This window comes from Kribbella hippodromi (assembly GCF_039531045.1).
Lineage (GTDB): Bacteria > Actinomycetota > Actinomycetes > Propionibacteriales > Kribbellaceae > Kribbella > Kribbella hippodromi.
The window spans coordinates 49,047-65,843 of record NZ_BAAAPH010000005.1; the positions used below are offsets into that span (position 1 = coordinate 49,047).

A 16,797-nucleotide genomic window follows, 5' to 3' on the forward strand; every position below is an offset into this window, starting at 1 on the left:
GGTGCGGGGGTGGTGGGGGCGTTGGTGGCGGGGTGCTCCGGCGGGGGTAGTGGTGGGCGGGCGGGGGCGTTGCAGGTTTGGGGTGGGGTGCCGGCTGGGTCTGGGCCGGGGGATGTGGTGAAGGCGTTCCGGGCGAAGTATCCGCAGTACGACGTGGAGTACACGCGGTTCGTGAACGACGATCGCGGGAATCTGAAGCTGGATACCGCGCTGCAGGGTGGCGTGGACATCGATGTGTACTTCACCTACTCGCAGGGTGCGTTGGCGTTGCGGGCCGGGTCTGGGCTGGCGGCGGATCTGACCGAGTGGGTGTCGGCCGATCCGGAGCTCAAGGTGTTTCTGGATACCGAGCAGCCGCGGGCCTACCTCGACAACGGCAAGGTGAAGGCGCTCGCCACCGCGCGGGAGCCGTTCTTTGTGCTGTTCAACGAGAAGCTGCGGCAGCAAGGGGGTGTCGAACTCCCGCACGCGTGGACGATCGACGACTTCCGCGCGACCGCCAAACGGCTGACCACTGACAAAACCGTCGGCGTGTACTCGGTACCGGACGTGGCGCGGATCGCCCTCGGCCCGAACTACTGGTACGACGGCAACCGGTCGAACTTCGGCGACCCGCACTTCGAGCAGTGGTTCCGCCTCGGCCGGGAAATGATCGCCGACGGAACCGCCTTTCCCTGGACCGAGGTGCTTGCCCGGCACCTCGATGCGTACCAGCAGAACTCGTTCTTGAGCGAGGAGTTCCATCTCTGGTCGACCGCGCCGTTCAACCTGCGCTACCTGTACGACGCGAAGAAGTACCCGCACGACTTCAAGGTCGCGTTCGCCCCGGCGCCGACGGTCGACGGCCGGGACTGGAACGGCGGCTCGTTCAGCAACTTCATCATGGTCAACCCGAAGTCGCCGAAGCGCGAGGCGGCGCTGGCGTTCGTGAAGTTCTGGCTGACCGAAGGCGCGACGCCGATGCTCAAGGGCGGCAAGCTGCCCGCGCTCGGCAACGTCACCGACGAGCAGATCGTCGCCGGCATGCTCGGCAAGGAACCGGAGAAGTACTTCGACCTGGATTCCTTCCGCCGCGTAGTGCTGGAGGCCGATCCGAAGCTCGCCACCGACACGAGACTGACCGGTTTCCCGGAGATCACGCTCGCGGTCAAACAGCAGCGCGACCTGTGCTGGCTCGGCGAGAAGGACCCCGGTGTCGCGATCCGTGAGGTACGGCGACTCGCCGACGCTGCGATCGCCCGGAACGAGAGGAGGCCCTGATGGCCACCGCAACCGTCGCGGCCGAACCGGCGGTCCGCATCGAGAAACAGCCCGAGAAACAGTCCGGTATCCGCCCGTCCGGCTGGGTCGGCTTCCTGTTCATCGCCCCGAACCTGCTCGGCGTGGTCGCGTTCACCCTGATCCCGCTGATCAGCGTCATCGTCCTGGCGTTCACCGACTGGAACCTGGTGTCCGGCCTCGGCGGCATCACCTTCACCGGCATCGACAACTTCGTTGCGATCGCCCGCGATCCCGGCTTCTGGCACGCGGTCGCGCTCACCCTGGTGTACGTCGCGGTGTCCGTTCCGCTCACTGTGGTCCTCGGTCTCGGCCTTGGTATCGCACTGAACCGCCCGCTCCCGGGCCGCGCCGTCCTCAGGGCGATCTTCTTCCTCCCGTACATCGTCAATGTGGTCGCGATCGGCATGACCTGGCTGATGCTGATGAACCCGAAGGCCGGCCTGGTCAACCAGGTCCTCGACGTCTTCGGTATCCAGCCGGCCTGGTTCGCGTCGTCGCACTGGGCGCTGCCGGCGCTGATCGTGATGGCGATCTGGGGCGGCGTCGGGTACTGCTCGCTGATCTACTTGTCCGCGCTCCAGGACGCACCGCGCCAGCTGTACGAAGCGGCCGACATCGACGGCGCGTCCGCCTGGGCCAAGTTCCGCGTGATCACCTGGCCGTCGTTGCTGCCGACAACGATCTTCCTGATGGTGACCCTGATCATCGGCGCCTCCCAGGGCTTCGGCCTGATCGCGCTGATCACCGCGGGCGGTCCGGGCGACGCGACCACCACGATCTCGTACTACATGTACCAGACCGGCTTCCAGTTCTACCGGTTCGGCTACGCGTCGGCGATCGGCCTGGTGACCTTCGTCGGCGTACTCGTCCTGACCTTGCTCACCTGGCGGGCCCAACGAGGGAGAGCCCTCAATGACTAAATCCAAGTGGCTCTGGGGCCTCCCGCTCTGGATTCTCGCGATCGCCTTCCTGGCGCCGTTCGCCTGGATGATCTCGACCGCGCTGAAGCCGGACGGCGCCGCGTACAAGATCCCGATGCAGTGGATCCCGAACCCGTTTCAATGGGACAACTTCAGCACCGTACTGAGCGGCGCGACCTCCGTCCTGCCGGCGTTCGGCCGATCGGTCTTCGTCGCCGCACTCAGGGTCGCGGGCGAGCTGATCACCGCCACCATGGCCGGGTACGCGTTCGCCCGGATGTCCTTCAAAGGCCGGGACAAGTTGTTCCTGCTGTACTTGGCGACCGCGATCATCCCGGCCCAGCTGCTGCTCGTACCGCGGTTCATCTACTTCCAGAAACTCGGCCTGTACGACACGCTCTGGGCGCTCATCCTGCCCGGCATGTTCACCGTGCTCGGTACGTTCCTGATGCGGCAGTTCTTCATCAGCCAACCGGCTGAGTTCGCCGAGGCGGCCCGGATGGACGGCGCGAACGAATGGCGCGTGTTCACCCGGATCTACTTGCCGTTGGCAACACCGGTGATGAGTGCGCTCGGCATTCTCGCGTTCGTCTGGTCGTGGAACGACTACGAGACGCCGCTGGTGCTGATCAGCAACCCGGACAAGTACACGCTGCCGCTCAGCCTGACCAACTTCGTCGACGAGCAGGGCCAGATCGCACCGGGCCTGACGATGGCCGCTTCGGTGATCTCGATCGTGCCGGTCCTGCTCGTGTTCATCGTCCTGCAGCGGCGGTTCATCGCCGCGATGACCCATACGGGGATCAAATGAATGTATCCGGTGTCTTTCCGCGGCTCGCGCAGGTCGGCGATTTCGGTCCGCCGCGCAGTGAGCTCGGTGTCGGCTCGCTGATGCCGTGGAACGGAAAGCTGTACGTCCAGAACTACAACTCGCACAAGGCGTCCTCCGGCGCGGGCGTGAGTTTGCGCAGGATCGAAGCCGACTTCTCGATGGAAATCGTCGCGGAAACCCTCGGCGTCGACGGAACGTACACGAATCGGTTCGTGCACTATCCGACCTCGAAACTGGTTCTCGGTCCGCATGTGATCGATCAGGACCACAAGATCGTCACCATTCCCGAGCTGCAACCGCTCCGGGTCTGCGGTACGTCGCGGCACCTGACCAAGCCGGACACCCATGTGTACGTACTCGCGATGGAAGGCGAGTTGTTCGAGCTGGACGTCACCACGTACGAATGCACGCAACTGTTCGACCTGAACGATGAGCTCGGGACCGACGGCGAAATGAAGGTCCACTACAAGGACTGTTACACCAGTTTCGGACGGCTGGTGGTCTGCTCCAACGAGTACTCCGAACCCGAATGGGCGGGCGACCGGGCGCGCGGCCGGCTGGCGGAGTACGACGGCCAGCAGTGGAAGGTGCTGCGGACGGACCCGTACACCGCGATCGGCGGGCGGCACGAGTTCGGCGGGACGATCTTCGCGACCGGGTGGGACCGGGCCTCGGCGATCCTCGAGGTGTTCACCGAGGCGGACCAGAAGTGGACCAGGTACCGGTTGCCGAAGGCCTCGCACTGCTTCGACCACAAATGGCAGACCGAGTGGCCGCGGATCCGTGAGGTCGAGCACGAACGGCTGCTGATGGACCACCACGGCATGTTCTACGAGCTGTCCCCCTGGGCGTACGGCGGCCGGATCTGGGGCGTACGGCCGATCTCGACCCACCTTTGGGTACTCGGCGACTTCTGCTCCTGGCGGGGAATGCTCGTCGCCGGCGCGGACAATGCGTCACCGAGCGGTGGACTCAACCCGACCACCGCCGAACCACAGTCCGGACTGTGGTTCGGGAAGACCGACGACCTGTGGAGTTTCGGTGCACCGGCCGGTTGGGGCGGACCGTGGTGGGAGACGCCGGTTGTCGCGGGCGAGCCGTCCGATCCGTACCTGATGACCGGCTTCCGCGGTAAGTGCCTGCACCTGGAGAACTTCTCCGAGCACGCGCTCACGATCACGGTCGAGATCGACTTCCACGGGCACGGCCGGTTCGGTGCGGTCGAGACGCTGACGGTCGAACCGGGGCAGATCCGGACCCATGTTTTCCCGGACGGTTTCAGCGCGCACTGGGTGCGGGTGGTGAGCGACACCGACGGTGTGGCGAGTGCTCAGTTCGTCTATACGTGACGATTACGGGATGGCAGACGACCGGAGCGGTGGGGTGGGGAAGGAATTTCAGATGGAGAGAGCCGGCAGTCCGAGTCCGTTGCAGCAGGTCAAGCGGGCCCTGCCCGAGCTGAACGGGGCGATGCAGCGGGTCGCCGAGCACATCCTGGCGAACCCGGACGAGGTCGCGCGCGGGTCGATCACCAAGCTGGCCGAGGCCGCGCAGACCTCGGCCGCGACGGTCACCCGGCTGTCCACCCACCTCGGGTACGCCGGGTATCCGGCGCTGCGGGCCGCGCTCGCGATGGAGGTCGGGCGCGGTCTGGAGGCCGGCTGGACCAGCGACATCGGCCTGGCGATCGGCCCGGCCGACCCGCCTGAGCAGGTGCTCAACGTGCTGGCGTCCACTCAGGCGAACGCGCTCCGGAACGCACTCGCCGCAATCGACCTGAACGCGGCGACCCGGGTCGCGGACGCGATCGCCGGCGCCCGCCGGACCCACATCTACGGCGAGTGGGGCGACGCGATCCCGGCCCGCGAGCTGTACATCCGGCTGCTCCGGATCGGCATCCCGGTCTGGTTCTTCGACGGTCCGAGCTCCTCGCAGATCGGCGCCGGCCTGCTCGGCGAGGGCGATGTCGCCCTGACCGTGACCCGGTCCGGGCAGGACCCGACCACCTTGGCGTTCATCCAGCGCGCCAAGGCTGAAGGCGCCTTGACGGTCGCGATCACCGGCGTCGTCGACTCGTCGATCGGAGCGGTCGCGGACATCGTCCTCGACACCGGCACGCTCAACGGTCCCGCGTGGACGGAGTTCTTCGCCGGGCGGGCCAGCGACGTACTGACGGCCGGGCTGCTCTTCGTACTGGTCGCGCAGCGCGTCCCCGACCACCTGACCGCCAATCACCCGAACGGACCGGGGCAGCCCGTCCTGAGGCCGGAAATCTTCGACCAGCCAGACACCTGAAAGGTTTGTGCATGCAGCAGCTCGAGGTGCGGAACGATCTCACCGTCGTCGGCGGCGGGCTCGCCGGGATCTGCGCGGCGATCGGCGCCGCCCGGCAGGGCAGCACGGTCGCCCTGGTGCAGAACCGGCCGGTGCTCGGCGGCAACTCCTCCAGCGAGGTCCGGGTCTGGGTGTGCGGCGCGACCGCGCACGGCGTCCAGAGTTTCGCGCGGGAGACCGGCATCATGGGCGAGCTGTTCGTCGAGAACCAGTACCAGAACCCGCTCGGCAACCCGTACTACTGGGACCTCGTCCTGCTGGAGGCGGTCCGCGCCGAGCCGCTGATCACGCTGTACCTGAACACGGACGTACGCACAGTGGATGCCGCGGACGGTGCGATCCGGTCGGTGACCGGCTGGCAGCTGGGTTCGGAGAAGGAGATCCGGTTCGTCAGTCCGGTCTTCGTCGATTGCTCCGGCGACGGGCTGGTCGGCATGCTGGCGGGAGCCGAGTACCGGACCGGGCGCGAGCCGCGATCGCAGTACGGCGAGTCGTGGGCGCCGGAAGTACCGGACGCGAACACGCTCGGCAGCACGATCCTGTTCTATACGAAGGACGCGGGGGAGCCGGTACGGTTCGTGCCGCCGTCCTTCGCCAAGGACGTCACCGAAACCGCGATCCCGGACCGGCGGGTGATCCGTACCGACCTGAACGGCTGCGCGTACTGGTGGATCGAATGGGGCGGCGAGCTCGATGTCGTCGACGACAACGAGGCGATCCGGGACGAACTGCAGGCGGTCGTGTACGGGATCTGGGACCACATCAAGAACTCCGGGCGCTTCGACGCGGACAACCTGACGCTGGAGTGGATCGGTTCGGTACCAGGGAAGCGCGAGTACCGCCGGTTCGTCGGGGACCACGTGCTGACGCAACACGACGTACTCGACCAGACCGAGTTCGCCGATCGGGTCGCGTTCGGCGGCTGGTCGATCGACCTGCACCCGCCCGGCGGGGTGTACGCGGCCGAGCGTGGATCGAAGCACTGGTTCTCGGACGGCGCCTATCACATCCCGCTCCGATCCCTTTATTCACACAACATCCACAACCTGTGGATGGCCGGCCGAAACATCAGCGCGAGCCACGTCGCGTTCGGTACGACGCGCGTGATGGCGACCTGCGCCGTCATCGGGGAAGCTGCCGGCATCGGCGCGGCTGTTGCCCTGCGCAACGGATTGACGCCGCGCGAACTGGCGCAGGACCGCTTCGACCTGATGAAGTACGCGCTCACCCGCGCCGACGCGTCCGTGCTCGGGCTGACCGACGACGACCCGGCGAACCTGGCGCTGACGGCAACCGCGACCGCCTCGTCGACACTGACCCGGCCCGCCTTCGAGGTCTCGTCCGGCACGCTGCCGCTGACCGCGGACCTCGGCATGATCATCCCGATCGACCCGTCCCTGGACGGCTTCGAGCTGCTCGTCGACTCCGCGGGCGGATCGTTGACGGTCGAGCTGCACGATCCGGTGAAGCCGCAGAACTACCTGCCGGCCAAGTTGATCGACTCCGCCACGATCGACCTCCCGGCGGGCGAGAAGCGCTGGGTACGCATCCCGCTCACCTGGTACCCGGCCGAGCCGTCCAATGCGTTCGTCGTACTCCGGCAGAGCCCCGGCATCGCCGTCCACACCACCGCCGCGCCGCTTCCCGGCGCGATCCACTTCACTCGCCGCGAGCCGTCGCCGGATGAGCAGTGGACCGAACAGTTCCGTTCGTGGAAGCACATTCTTCCGCGTACCGGACTGTGCTTGCGTCTCGGCGAGACCGCGGCGTACGCACCCGCGAAGGTCCTTGGCGGTCAGGCGCGACCGTACGGCGGGCCGAATCATTGGTCGTCCGAGGATCTCGCCTGGGACGCGTCGCCCTGGCTGCAACTCACCTGGCCCGAGCCGGTCACCTTGGCGGAGATCGTCGTCGTGCTGGACGCCGATGTGCAGGAGGACCTGATCAACCTGCACCACCACCGGACTCCGTTCGAAGCGCTCCCGACCCTCCTCGCCGACTACACCTTGGAAGCGCGCACCGCGGGCGCCGACTGGACGGTGGTTGCCGAGGTCAGCGGCAACCACCATCGCACCCAGCGGCACCTGCTGCCCACGCCGATCGAGGCGACCGAGCTGCGGCTGACCGCGCACCGGACGCACGGCAATCCCCGCGCCCACGTGGTCTCGATCCGCGCCTACAGATCTTGAAGTTTTCTGTCAACGTCCGGTCGGACGGCCGCGGGACAGTCCGTCCGTGGTTCCCGCAGGTCAGCTCCGGTGCCGCGCACCACGGCCCGCACCAAATCGCCGAAACGCGCGCCATCGGGGCCTTCGAGCTGCTCTTCAGCGGCTTGTCGAGTACTGGGCGTGACCGCTACCGTCCTCTCTGTTCCAGTCGCGCACGTGCAAATGCACGTGCATATGGAGGAGGGAAAGCATGTCCCGGACACGTCAACCGGTCAATCCACGCTCGCGGACACAGGCGGCACCAACGGTGGTGATCGTGATCCTGGTGCTGCGGGTAGCTGTCTTCGCAGTGACCGTGGGCCTGGCCGCGGCCCTGCTGATCAGCGGACAGGACCTCGGCGCCGTCTCGTCGTCCGTCAGCGCCCTGATCACCGCCGCGGCCGCAGCCGCCTACGCCCTGACCGGCCGGACCGGGCGGGTCAGCCTCGGACGGGTGGCGCGGTGATGCAGGTCGACACCAGTCAGACGGCGCCGGACTTCTATCTGGGCGAGTTCGCCTGGATGCTCAAGCAAGTGCGGCAGGGCTCCGGGCTGACGGTGCGCGAGATCGGCGAAGCGATCGGACATCACCACAGCCGAGTCGTCCGGGCCGAGCAGGGCAAGGTACAGCCGACCTGGGAGCTGACTCGCGCCTACCTGTGCCGGTGCAATGTCAGAAGAGAAGAGCTGTCAGCCTGGTCGTTGCTCTGGGACCTCACCTACGAGGCGGAATGCCTCCGCAAGCGCGGGTCCGACGTGATGGAGACGGGCGAGGGCATCAAGCTCCGGCAGTTGCTGCAGGAGCGGTGGCCGGCCGCGGTCGCCCGGCTTGCCGCGCCGCACCCGCTGGTGACCAAGCTCCGGATGGTCACGACGAAGCGAGAGTTGGGCATCGCTCTGCAGGAGCTCGGCGCCAGGTTCGAGCCAGTCTCGATCAGGCAACTGGCGGAACTGGCCGGTGTGCCGAAGACGACGCTGCACGACTGGACCGCCGGGCGCCGGTTGCCGGACTCGAGGCGCCTGGTCGCGGTGGTGTCCGCGCTGCGGGCGACGAAGAGTGAGACCAGCGAGTTCGTCTACGCGCTCGAACGGATCAGCGGGAAGCGGTGCGATGGGGTACACACCGGGAGCCGCCGGCCGTGCGTGCTGTGGGAGTACCACCGCGGGACGCATCGTACGTCCCGCGGCGAGGAGTGGCTTGATGATGGTGACTGAGGTGGTCAGCCGTCGAGCGGGAGGGTGCGGGAGGTTGTCCAGCTGTACAGCTGGTCGGAGCGGGTCAGGGCGAGCAGTCTGAGCGCGGTGATCGACACCTTGGCCGAGTGCGCCGGATGCGCCGCCAGGCGGGTGGCGATCGGGGCGGCAGCGGACTGACTGTTGCTGTAGGCAAGGGTGATGTGCGGGTCGAGTTCCGGCAGCTCGGGGACGGCGTCGTCGCCCCAGATGTCCACCATGGCGGCCCTGGTGAGGTCGCGGAGATGGCGGAGCGGTTCGATCGCGTCGACCGGCAGGCGGATGGATTCCGGATCGAGTACGGCCGGCCCGGCCGTCACCGGGACGGCGCCGAAGTCGGAGACGCGCAACCGGGTCGCGTCGACGATGTCCAGCAGATCGGCCTTGGGGACGCGATCCGCGAAGCCGACGCCCTGCACCGCGAGGTGCAGCCACTGGGCCGGGACCGGGGTGAAGCCGGGCAGTTCGTCGAGCAACCCGGCGTACGCCGCGCGCAGGCCGGCGATCTCGGGATGGTCCTCGAACGTGACGTGCCAGGTGTAGAAGATCCGGCCCGGCCGCCAGCCCGGCCGCCAGGACCAGTGATCTCGTAGCTCGTGGAACCTCGGCTGACCTTTCACGTGCTGCCCCCTTTCACTTGCTGACCGTGGCCCGGCTGGCGGGATGGCGGGTGAAGACCCGGATCGCGTCGTGCAGCGCGCGGGCCTTCGGGTCGGTGGCGTGCTTGCTCATCCGGGTCAGCGCGGCGACCTCGCTGATCCGGTGCACGAGCGGGCGGACCCGGTACTCGACCGGGGTGTTCAGGACCACGAAGACCGCGTCGTTCGCGCCGTCGAGCTCGTCGAGGTGCAGGTGCGCCTTGGCCTGCTGCAGCCGCACCATCCGCTCGGAACCGAAGTTGCGCAGCAGGTGCGGCGACGCCTCGAACGCCGCGATCGCGTGGTCCGCGTGCGCCAGCGTCTGCTCCGCCTCACCGAGCGCCAGGTGCACGTCGGACCAGATCCCTTCGGCGCGTTCGGGCGTACACAGGAACGGGCCGCCACGCTCCGGTCCGTCGGTGCGTACGGTGGTGCGCTTGGCGATCATCAAAGCTTCGCGGGCCTCGGCGTGCCTTCCGGAGCGGGCCAGGTCGACGGCGACGGCGCTGGTGAGGAACAGCGTCGAGCTGCCGACCGCGTACCGCAGGCCGTCCGCGGCGTACGTCGCCGCCTGGTCGAAATCGTCCTGCCAGAAGGCGATGGTGTGCTGGGTGGCGCGGACCCACGCCCGCAGGTCGTCCTGGTCGGCCGCCTCGGCGCAGGCCCAGGCGGTCCGGGTGTGGTTCTCGGCGATGTCCGGCCGGCCGAGATCGACGGCGATCCAGCCGAGCAGGCTCAGCGCCCAGCCGGCCGCGTCGTACAGCCCGCGGCTCTGATGCGGTGACTGGCGGCCGGAGAGCAGCCGGAACGCACGGTCCCGGATCGCGAGCGCGCGCTGGTAGAGCGGCTTGGTCGGCGTGCGCAGGTAGTTCTGGGTGATCCGCAGGATGTCCGCGTGCAGTTGCTCGACGGTGAGATCGCCGACGTTCGACTCCTCGGCGAGCGCGAGCTGCGCGACCGACTCGTCGCCGGTCCGGACCAGGTCGTCCTCGAGGTCGATCACCGAGCTGACGCCCGGCTCCGGATCGGTGACGCCCGGGCCGCCGGGTGGGACGAAACCGAGCTCGAGGTCGTCGGCGACGTTCAGCACATGCCGCAGGCCGGAGCGGTACGCCGCGCCCGGCCACCGGACCGCGCCGCGTTCCAGCTTCGCGATGTAGTGGCCGTCGAGTTCGTACTTCGTCTCGGTCGTCTCCCACAGCCAGGCGCACACCGCGTCGGCGAGCTCGGCCCGGGTCATCTGCTCGCCGGGCGCAATCCGCGACGGTGTGCGCTCACGGGCGGCGCGCAGCAGTTCGTTGGGCTCTGGCATGCCGGTAACAGTAGGTGTTCGAACACCCTCCGCGACGGCAAAGACAGGGCCTGTGGACGATCTGCCCGGCGATTCCCCGAGATGCCCCGTGAAGCCCCGGTTTTCCTGCCCTGCAAGGGGTTTCGGCCGCTGCCGGCAGCCGCTGAGCTGGTTCTGCCGGCCGATCGCGGGTTAGCTGAGCGTAGACGATCCGGGCAGGCCGGGCCAGGCCGGGGCAGCGGGCCGGTGCGTGCGGGGCAGGTCCGGTCGCATCAGGCCGGTTAGGGTTGCCGGGTGCCGGAAGAAGCCGTGACAACGTTGCGCGCCGAGCTGGATCGGTTCGAACGGGCCGAGGAAGGCTTCGCGCTGCTCGAGGTGTTTCTCGACGTGGGGCGGTCCCGGCTGGGTGCGGCGGTGCTCGATCCGGCCGGGTTGCTGCTGCCGGACGGCATGACCGAGGACCGCGCGGTGGTGCAAGGGCTGATCGAGGATCTCGAGCGGGAGCCGGCCGGAAAGAGCCGGGTGGTCGAGCGGGACTTCGACCTCGAGGACGCGCAGGCGCGCTGGGATTACGTCCGGCTCGCGTACAGCTCGCGGCAGGCGACGGTGTGGAGTACGCGCCGCCGGACCACCTACTTCGAAGTGCACGAGCGGGTACGAGCCACGTACTGGCTGCCGGACAGCCTGAAGGCGGAGTACTTCGAGGCGATCGAGGCCCGCGGCTGGGCCGTTCCGGACGACTGGCTGACCGCAGTCGCGAAACGGCCCAAACCATGGTGGAAACGCGGCGGTTTCAGGTAAGCGCCGGTCTCAGCCGAGCGCCGGGAGCCGAGTCAGCGCCTGGGCCACGGCGGCCTGGATGTCGGCGTCCTCCCACGCGCGGTCGGTGATCGCGTTGCTGAGATACGCGTCGTACGCGGCCAGGTCGAGATGCCCGTGCCCGCAGAGCGCGGTCAGGATGACCTTCGCCTCGCCGGACTCCTTGCAGCGCTCGGCTTCCTCGATCGCGGCGGCCAGCGCGTGCGTCGGCTCCGGCGCCGGGACGATGCCTTCGGTCCGGGCGAACCGCACACCGGCCGCGAAGCACTCGGACTGCGGTTTGGCGATCGCCTCGATCTCGCCGGTCGCGTACAGGTGGCTGATCAGCGGGCTCATGCCGTGGTAGCGCAGGCCGCCGGCGTGGATCGGGTCCGGGACGAAGTCGTGGCCGAGGGTGTGCATCTTCATCAGCGGCGTCATCCCGATCGTGTCGCCGAAGTCGTACGCGTAGGTGCCCTGGGTCAGCGACGGGCACGCGGCCGGCTCGACCGCTCGGACCACTGGCGACATCCGCCCGGCCCACTTCTCCCGCAGGAACGGGAACGCGAGACCGCCGAAGTTCGACCCGCCGCCGGTGCAGCCGACCAGTAGATCGGGGGTCTCACCAACCATCGCGAGCTGGATCAGAGCTTCCTCGCCGATGATCGTCTGGTGCATCAGCACGTGGTTGAGCACCGAGCCGAGCGCGTAGTGCACCTCGGGATCACTCACCGCCGCCTCGACCGCCTCGCTGATCGCGATCCCGAGTGATCCGGTCGAGTCCGGGTCGGCGGCGAGGATCTTCTTGCCGGCCTCGGTCAACTCCGACGGGCTCGGATGCACGGTCGCGCCGAACACCTGCATCATCGTCCGTCGGTACGGCTTCTGATCGTACGAGGCGCGCACTTGCCAGACCTCGCACTCCAAGCCGTACTGCGCACAGGCGAAGGCGAGCGCCGTACCCCACTGTCCCGCGCCGGTCTCGGTGGTCAGCTTCCGGACCCCGGACCGCGCGTTGTAGTACGCCTGTGGAACAGCCGTGTTCGGCTTGTGCGATCCGGCCGGCGAGACACCCTCGTACTTGTAGTAGATCCGGGCCGGCGTATCCAGTGCCTTCTCCAGCCGATGCGCCCGGTACAAAGGACTCGGCCGCCACAGCTTGTACACATCCAGGACCTCGCCCGGAATGTCCACGTACTGCTCCTGCGACACCTCCTGCAGGATCAGCTCCATCGGGAACAACGGAGCCAGATCATCCGGCCCGATCGGCTGCCCCGTCCCCGGATGCAGCACCGGCGGCGGAGGCGTGGGCAGGTCGTGCAACACGTTGTACCAACGGGTCGGCAACTCATCCTCAGGCAACAGGATCTTCGTCGGCGTCATACGGCCAAGCTAGGCCTCGCCCCCACACCCCCACAATGACCCAAACCAGAACTCCCCCCGAACCTCACCCACCCACCCCACCCCACCCTCCCGGGGCCCGCCCTCCCGCCCCGCCCTCCCGCCATGCCCTCCCGCCCCGCCCTTCACCGTCTGAGGGGTCAGCCCCTGCCACGATGGGTTGACCCCCGAGAATCAGGCGGCCAAACCCACCAACTCAGGGGTCAGCCCCTCAGATGGCGAGGCGGGGGCTTGGGCGGTGGCTGGGTACGGCGGTGGGCGGGGCGAGCTCTGTTCGCATGATCTCGTCGCGCTCGCGCCAGTGCGACCAGAACGCGCCCTTGTAGCCGAGCTGGGTCAGGCGCAGCAGGAACGGGTTGTCCGCGTAGTTGTTGTCCTCCGGCGTCAGCCCGGCGACCGTCGGCAGCATCACCCGGGGCCGGTCCTGCTCGGGCACCCACTTCCAGAGCAGTTCGAGACTGGTCAGCCAGCGGTCACCCGGATGGCTGCTGTGATCACCTTCCGGCAGCTCGGGTGAGAAGAAGTAGATCGGCCGGAAGTTCCCCTGTGGATCGAACATGAACTGCCGCTCGTACTCGACCGTGCTTCGGCACTGATCGGCCGGTTTCAGCAGGATCGGTTCGGTCGCCGTGTTCGACTGCACCCCCGGGACCGGCCGGATACCACCGCTGCGGGCGGCGAGCTTGATACCCAGCGGTGAGTACGGGAACGCGCGGATGCCGAGCGTGAAGCCGACCACCGTCGCGTCGAGCGCCATCAACTCGTCGACACAGTCGTGCATGGTCGACTCGGTCTCACCGGGCATTGCCAGCAGCGCCTCGACCATCGTCAGCATGCCGTACTTCTTCGCCAGACTGCACACCGTCCGGATGTCGCCGGACGCGTAGAACCGGGTGCCCTTCGCGCTGATCTTCCACCCGTCGAGCACCTCGTCGCGGACATGATCCGGCGCGACATTGACCCCCGCGCAACCCGCCGCGGCCAGCAACTGGGCGTACTCCTCGTCGAACGGCGCCGGCTGGATGTAGATCCACAGCCGCAACTTGTGCAACGGCGACGACGCATCACTGTTCTTCCGGCGGATGATCTCGCGCAGTACGTCCTTGCTGTGGCTGATGCTCAGATTGAACTCGCTGTCCGTGGTGTGCAGATCGTGTACGCCCTGCGCGGTCAGCATCTCCATCTCGTCGACGACCACTGTCGCCGCACGTCGCGCAAACTGCGCCCCTTTCGCATCCGGCTCGACGCAGTGCGTGCAGGCGTACGTACACCCGTTCTTCGTCAGGATGTTGCCGAGACCGCCATGCCGGTAGTACGCCAGGTTGTCGACCTTGTACGGAGTGCTGGATCGCCTTGTATACGGCGTGGTTCGGTTCACCAATGCCGCGCGGCCGATCGAGACCAGTGCATCGGCATGCGGTACCTGGTGCACTTCGCCGTCGCCGTCATTGATGATCAGACCTGGTACGCGGGCGGTCGGCGTACCGGTCGCGAGTGCTCTTGCCAGCTCGACGACTGTCACGTCGCCAGGACCTTTGACACCGAAGTCGATGTCGAAGTAATCGACCAGCGCGAACGGCATCGAGGAGAACCCGACTCCACCGGCCACGATCGGCGCGGCGCAACAGTGCTGGATCTCGCGGATGATGTCGCGATGCGAGTCCAGGAAGACCCGCTGCTCCTGTGGATAGATCGTGTCGGTGTTGCGAACCGTCACACCGACGAGGAGCGGTTGGCGCTGCTCGAAGTACGCCGCGACCGTGGTCTGCCAGTGGTCCCGGACCAGGGTCAGGTCGAGCACCTCCACCTCGAATCCCGCGGCTTCCAGGGAGGTGGTGAGGATGTCCAGCGAGTACGGCGTGATCGGTGGATGAACGAGATTGGGATTCACCAGCGTTATCAAGCGGTCGTTCACCACGGTCTCCTTCGGGCGGCTCGATCAAGCTCCGGGACGGCGGGTCAGGCATCGGTGCGGTGATCGTGTCACCGCGTCCGGGCTCCGGGGCAGGGGCCAGTACGCCTGTGGGTGTGGAGTTTCGCAAGGTGGTTCGCGAAGTGGACAGGACGATGCGTGAATCGGCTCTGGGGGCCCGATCCGCGCTCCTAGCCTGGATGGATCGTCAGAAAGGTCGCCAGGATTGCCATGGAGCCCCACTTGCTCGTTGGAGAAATGATTCGGCAAGCACGCAGCAGCCTTGGATACAGCCAGTACGCGGTCGCGAACGAACTGGTCCGGGTGTCCGGAAACGACGCGCTCACCCGGGAGGAGGTCGCCCGCTGGGAACGCGGCAAGCGAATCCCGGGCCCGTACTGGCGGAAGTGGATCAGCACCGTGCTGGAGCTCTCGCTCGGCGAGGTGGAGATGGCCGCCCGGTTCGCCCGGGCGGCGCGCTGGAGCTGCGAAGTCACTCGAACGGCATCAATGCGGCGGTGAAGTGCCGCAAGGACGCGGACTGTTCGGTGATCCGGTAACCGTTCAGTTGCGTGGCTTTCGCGGCTACCGCGGCGGCAACCTCGGCTACGTACTCGAGGTGGCTCTTGGTGTAGACGCGGCGCGGAAGGGCGAAGCGTACGAGCTCATGTGGTGCGGCGACGTCCTCCGCGCCGGGAACCGCCCGGCCGAAGACGAGGGTGCCCAGGTCGGATACGCGGACGGCGCCGGCCAGGTACAACTCGTTCGCGAGTGCTGTCGCCGGAAGCCGATGCGAGGGAATGTGGGGCAGTAGGGCGGCGGCGTCGACGTACACGGCGTGGCAGCCGGTCGGCTGTACCACTGGCAGTCCGGCGTCTTCGAGCTGTTCGCCGAACCAGCGGGCGGATCGGGCCCGGTACTCCAGGTACGCCGGCTCGGTGACTTCGATCAGTCCCTGGGCCAGCGCGTCGAGATCACGGCCGGCCAACCCGCCGTACGTCGGGAAGCCTTCGAAGGCGATCAGTTGTTCCCGGCAGCGGCGGGCGAGATCCGGGTCGCGCAGCGCGATCATCCCGCCGATGTTGGCGATGCCGTCCTTCTTCAGGCTCGCCCAGCAGCCGTCGGCCTGCGCGAACACCAGCTGCGCGATCTCGCGTGGGCTGCGGTGTGCGTACTCGGGCTCGCGTTCGCTGATCAGGTAGGCGTTCTCGGCGAACCGTGCGGCGTCGAGCAGCAGGAGTACGCCGTACTGATCGCACAACCGGCGAACGCTGGTGACGTTGGCGATCGAGACCGGCTGGCCGCCCGCGGCGTTGTTGGTGACGGTCAGGACCACGCAGCGGACTCGATCGCCGGCCAGCCTTTCGGCCAGTTGCGCGAGGTCGATGTCGCCGCCGAAGCTGGCTGGTGGCGAGGTCCGCTCGACCGGCAGGTCCAGCGCGGTGGCGCCGGCCGCCTCGACCGCGGCCCGGGTGGTGTCGAAGTGCGTGTTGCTGATCGACACATCACCCGGCCCGAGCAGGTTCCCCAGTACGATCCGCTCGGCCGCTCGTCCTTGGTGCACCGGAAGCACCTCCTCGTACCCGGTGAGGTCCCGGACCACGGACTGAAAGTTTTCGAACGAGGTCGCCCCGGCGTACGACTCGTCGCCGGAGATCAGCGCCGCCCATTGCGCGGCGGACATGGCATTCGTGCCGGAATCGGTGAGCAGGTCGATCGTGATCGCGCGGGACGGTACCCGGAACAGGTTGTAGCCGGCCGCCGCGAGCGCCGTACGCCGCTCGTCCTCGGTCGGAAACGGGATCGGCTCGACGGCTTTGACGCGGAACGGTTCCATGAACGCGGGCACGGCGGAGTCCCTTCAGGCGTGGTCCTGGTGCCCCAAGTGTGGGCAGCCGGCCGGTCGCCGGGCAGGGGCCAGTTCCGCCGACTCCGCGCCGGAAAGCCGGC

15 protein-coding genes are annotated in these 16,797 nt (G+C 67.7%); 10 read left to right on the forward strand and 5 right to left on the reverse strand.

The genetic code is table 11. The features are described from left to right. Window positions 1–87: 87 nt before the first annotated feature. From ABD260_RS09080 to ABD260_RS09115, 8 genes are all read left to right on the forward strand, one after another. Window positions 88–1,260 (forward strand): ABC transporter substrate-binding protein, encoded by a 1,173-nt coding sequence (locus ABD260_RS09080; protein WP_344232946.1) that lies wholly within the window; start codon window positions 88–90, stop codon window positions 1,258–1,260. Further along, window positions 1,260–2,201, forward strand: coding sequence for a carbohydrate ABC transporter permease (locus ABD260_RS09085; protein ID WP_344232947.1), 942 nt, complete (start codon window positions 1,260–1,262; stop codon window positions 2,199–2,201). Before ABD260_RS09080 ends, ABD260_RS09085 begins: the two co-directional genes overlap by 1 nt. Next, on the forward strand, window positions 2,194–3,012 hold the full coding sequence (locus ABD260_RS09090) for a carbohydrate ABC transporter permease (protein WP_344232948.1): 819 nt from the start codon (window positions 2,194–2,196) through the stop codon (window positions 3,010–3,012). The genes ABD260_RS09085 and ABD260_RS09090 overlap by 8 nt, the downstream gene beginning before the upstream one ends. Then, window positions 3,009–4,382 carry a hypothetical protein gene (locus tag ABD260_RS09095; RefSeq protein WP_344232949.1) on the forward strand — a complete coding sequence of 458 codons (1,374 nt, stop codon included), beginning with the start codon at window positions 3,009–3,011 and terminating at the stop codon, window positions 4,380–4,382. The genes ABD260_RS09090 and ABD260_RS09095 overlap by 4 nt, the downstream gene beginning before the upstream one ends. Window positions 4,383–4,434: 52 nt before the next feature. Then, a complete protein-coding gene (locus ABD260_RS09100) occupies window positions 4,435–5,328 on the forward strand; it encodes a MurR/RpiR family transcriptional regulator (protein WP_344232950.1) in 894 nt (297 codons plus the stop codon). A gap of 11 nt (window positions 5,329–5,339) precedes the next feature. Continuing rightward, window positions 5,340–7,556: an FAD-dependent oxidoreductase gene (locus ABD260_RS09105; protein ID WP_344232951.1), complete on the forward strand. Its 2,217-nt coding sequence runs from the start codon at window positions 5,340–5,342 to the stop codon at window positions 7,554–7,556. A gap of 229 nt (window positions 7,557–7,785) precedes the next feature. Next, a complete protein-coding gene (locus tag ABD260_RS09110; RefSeq protein WP_344232952.1) occupies window positions 7,786–8,040 on the forward strand; it encodes a hypothetical protein in 255 nt (84 codons plus the stop codon). Further along, entirely contained in the window at window positions 8,040–8,789 is a 750-nt protein-coding gene (locus ABD260_RS09115) for a helix-turn-helix transcriptional regulator (RefSeq protein ID WP_344233227.1), read from the forward strand. The genes ABD260_RS09110 and ABD260_RS09115 overlap by 1 nt, the downstream gene beginning before the upstream one ends. 5 nt (window positions 8,790–8,794) lie before the next feature. Here the strand turns inward: ABD260_RS09115 and ABD260_RS09120 are convergent, their stop codons facing one another. Together ABD260_RS09120 and ABD260_RS09125 are read right to left on the reverse strand one after the other, a co-directional pair. After that, the gene (locus ABD260_RS09120) at window positions 8,795–9,427 is read right to left on the reverse strand and encodes a 2'-5' RNA ligase family protein (protein ID WP_344232953.1); all 633 of its coding nucleotides are present in this window, start codon (window positions 9,425–9,427) and stop codon (window positions 8,795–8,797) included. Between the two features lie 13 nt (window positions 9,428–9,440). Beyond that, on the reverse strand, window positions 9,441–10,757 hold the full coding sequence (locus ABD260_RS09125; RefSeq protein ID WP_344232954.1) for an NsdA family TPR-like regulatory protein: 1,317 nt from the start codon (window positions 10,755–10,757) through the stop codon (window positions 9,441–9,443). A 273-nt stretch (window positions 10,758–11,030) separates the two neighbouring features. Between ABD260_RS09125 and ABD260_RS09130 the strand changes: the two genes are divergently transcribed. Beyond that, window positions 11,031–11,537, forward strand: a complete 507-nt coding sequence (locus ABD260_RS09130; RefSeq protein ID WP_344232955.1) for a hypothetical protein — start codon at window positions 11,031–11,033, stop codon at window positions 11,535–11,537. A gap of 9 nt (window positions 11,538–11,546) precedes the next feature. Here ABD260_RS09130 and ABD260_RS09135 read toward each other — a convergent pair whose 3' ends face one another. Beyond that, on the reverse strand, window positions 11,547–12,917 hold the full coding sequence (locus tag ABD260_RS09135; RefSeq protein WP_344232956.1) for a TrpB-like pyridoxal phosphate-dependent enzyme: 1,371 nt from the start codon (window positions 12,915–12,917) through the stop codon (window positions 11,547–11,549). 229 nt (window positions 12,918–13,146) lie between these two features. Next, on the reverse strand, window positions 13,147–14,850 hold the full coding sequence (tsrT, locus tag ABD260_RS09140; RefSeq protein WP_344232957.1) for a tryptophan 2-C-methyltransferase: 1,704 nt from the start codon (window positions 14,848–14,850) through the stop codon (window positions 13,147–13,149). A gap of 255 nt (window positions 14,851–15,105) precedes the next feature. Between tsrT and ABD260_RS09145 the strand changes: the two genes are divergently transcribed. Then, window positions 15,106–15,369, forward strand: a complete 264-nt coding sequence (locus ABD260_RS09145; protein WP_344232959.1) for a helix-turn-helix domain-containing protein — start codon at window positions 15,106–15,108, stop codon at window positions 15,367–15,369. Here ABD260_RS09145 and ABD260_RS09150 read toward each other — a convergent pair. Next, window positions 15,341–16,696, reverse strand: a complete 1,356-nt coding sequence (locus tag ABD260_RS09150; RefSeq protein ID WP_344232960.1) for a tryptophanase — start codon at window positions 16,694–16,696, stop codon at window positions 15,341–15,343. The two genes, ABD260_RS09145 and ABD260_RS09150, sit on opposite strands and share 29 nt — an antisense overlap. Window positions 16,697–16,797: the final 101 nt, after the last annotated feature.

Excerpts from the sequence above, each read along its gene's own strand:
- ABD260_RS09085 (WP_344232947.1), top strand. The coding sequence starts at position 1,260 with ATGGCCACCGCAACCGTCGCGGCCGAACCGGCGGTCCGCATCGAGAAA.
- ABD260_RS09105 (WP_344232951.1), top strand. The coding sequence starts at position 5,340 with ATGCAGCAGCTCGAGGTGCGGAACGATCTCACCGTCGTCGGCGGCGGG.
- ABD260_RS09090 (WP_344232948.1), top strand. The coding sequence starts at position 2,194 with ATGACTAAATCCAAGTGGCTCTGGGGCCTCCCGCTCTGGATTCTCGCG.
- ABD260_RS09115 (WP_344233227.1), top strand. The coding sequence starts at position 8,040 with ATGCAGGTCGACACCAGTCAGACGGCGCCGGACTTCTATCTGGGCGAG.
- ABD260_RS09145 (WP_344232959.1), top strand. The coding sequence starts at position 15,106 with ATGATTCGGCAAGCACGCAGCAGCCTTGGATACAGCCAGTACGCGGTC.
- ABD260_RS09125 (WP_344232954.1), bottom strand. The coding sequence starts at position 10,757 with ATGCCAGAGCCCAACGAACTGCTGCGCGCCGCCCGTGAGCGCACACCG.
- ABD260_RS09135 (WP_344232956.1), bottom strand. The coding sequence starts at position 12,917 with ATGACGCCGACGAAGATCCTGTTGCCTGAGGATGAGTTGCCGACCCGT.
- ABD260_RS09100 (WP_344232950.1), top strand. The coding sequence starts at position 4,435 with ATGGAGAGAGCCGGCAGTCCGAGTCCGTTGCAGCAGGTCAAGCGGGCC.
- ABD260_RS09110 (WP_344232952.1), top strand. The coding sequence starts at position 7,786 with ATGTCCCGGACACGTCAACCGGTCAATCCACGCTCGCGGACACAGGCG.
- ABD260_RS09095 (WP_344232949.1), top strand. The coding sequence starts at position 3,009 with ATGAATGTATCCGGTGTCTTTCCGCGGCTCGCGCAGGTCGGCGATTTC.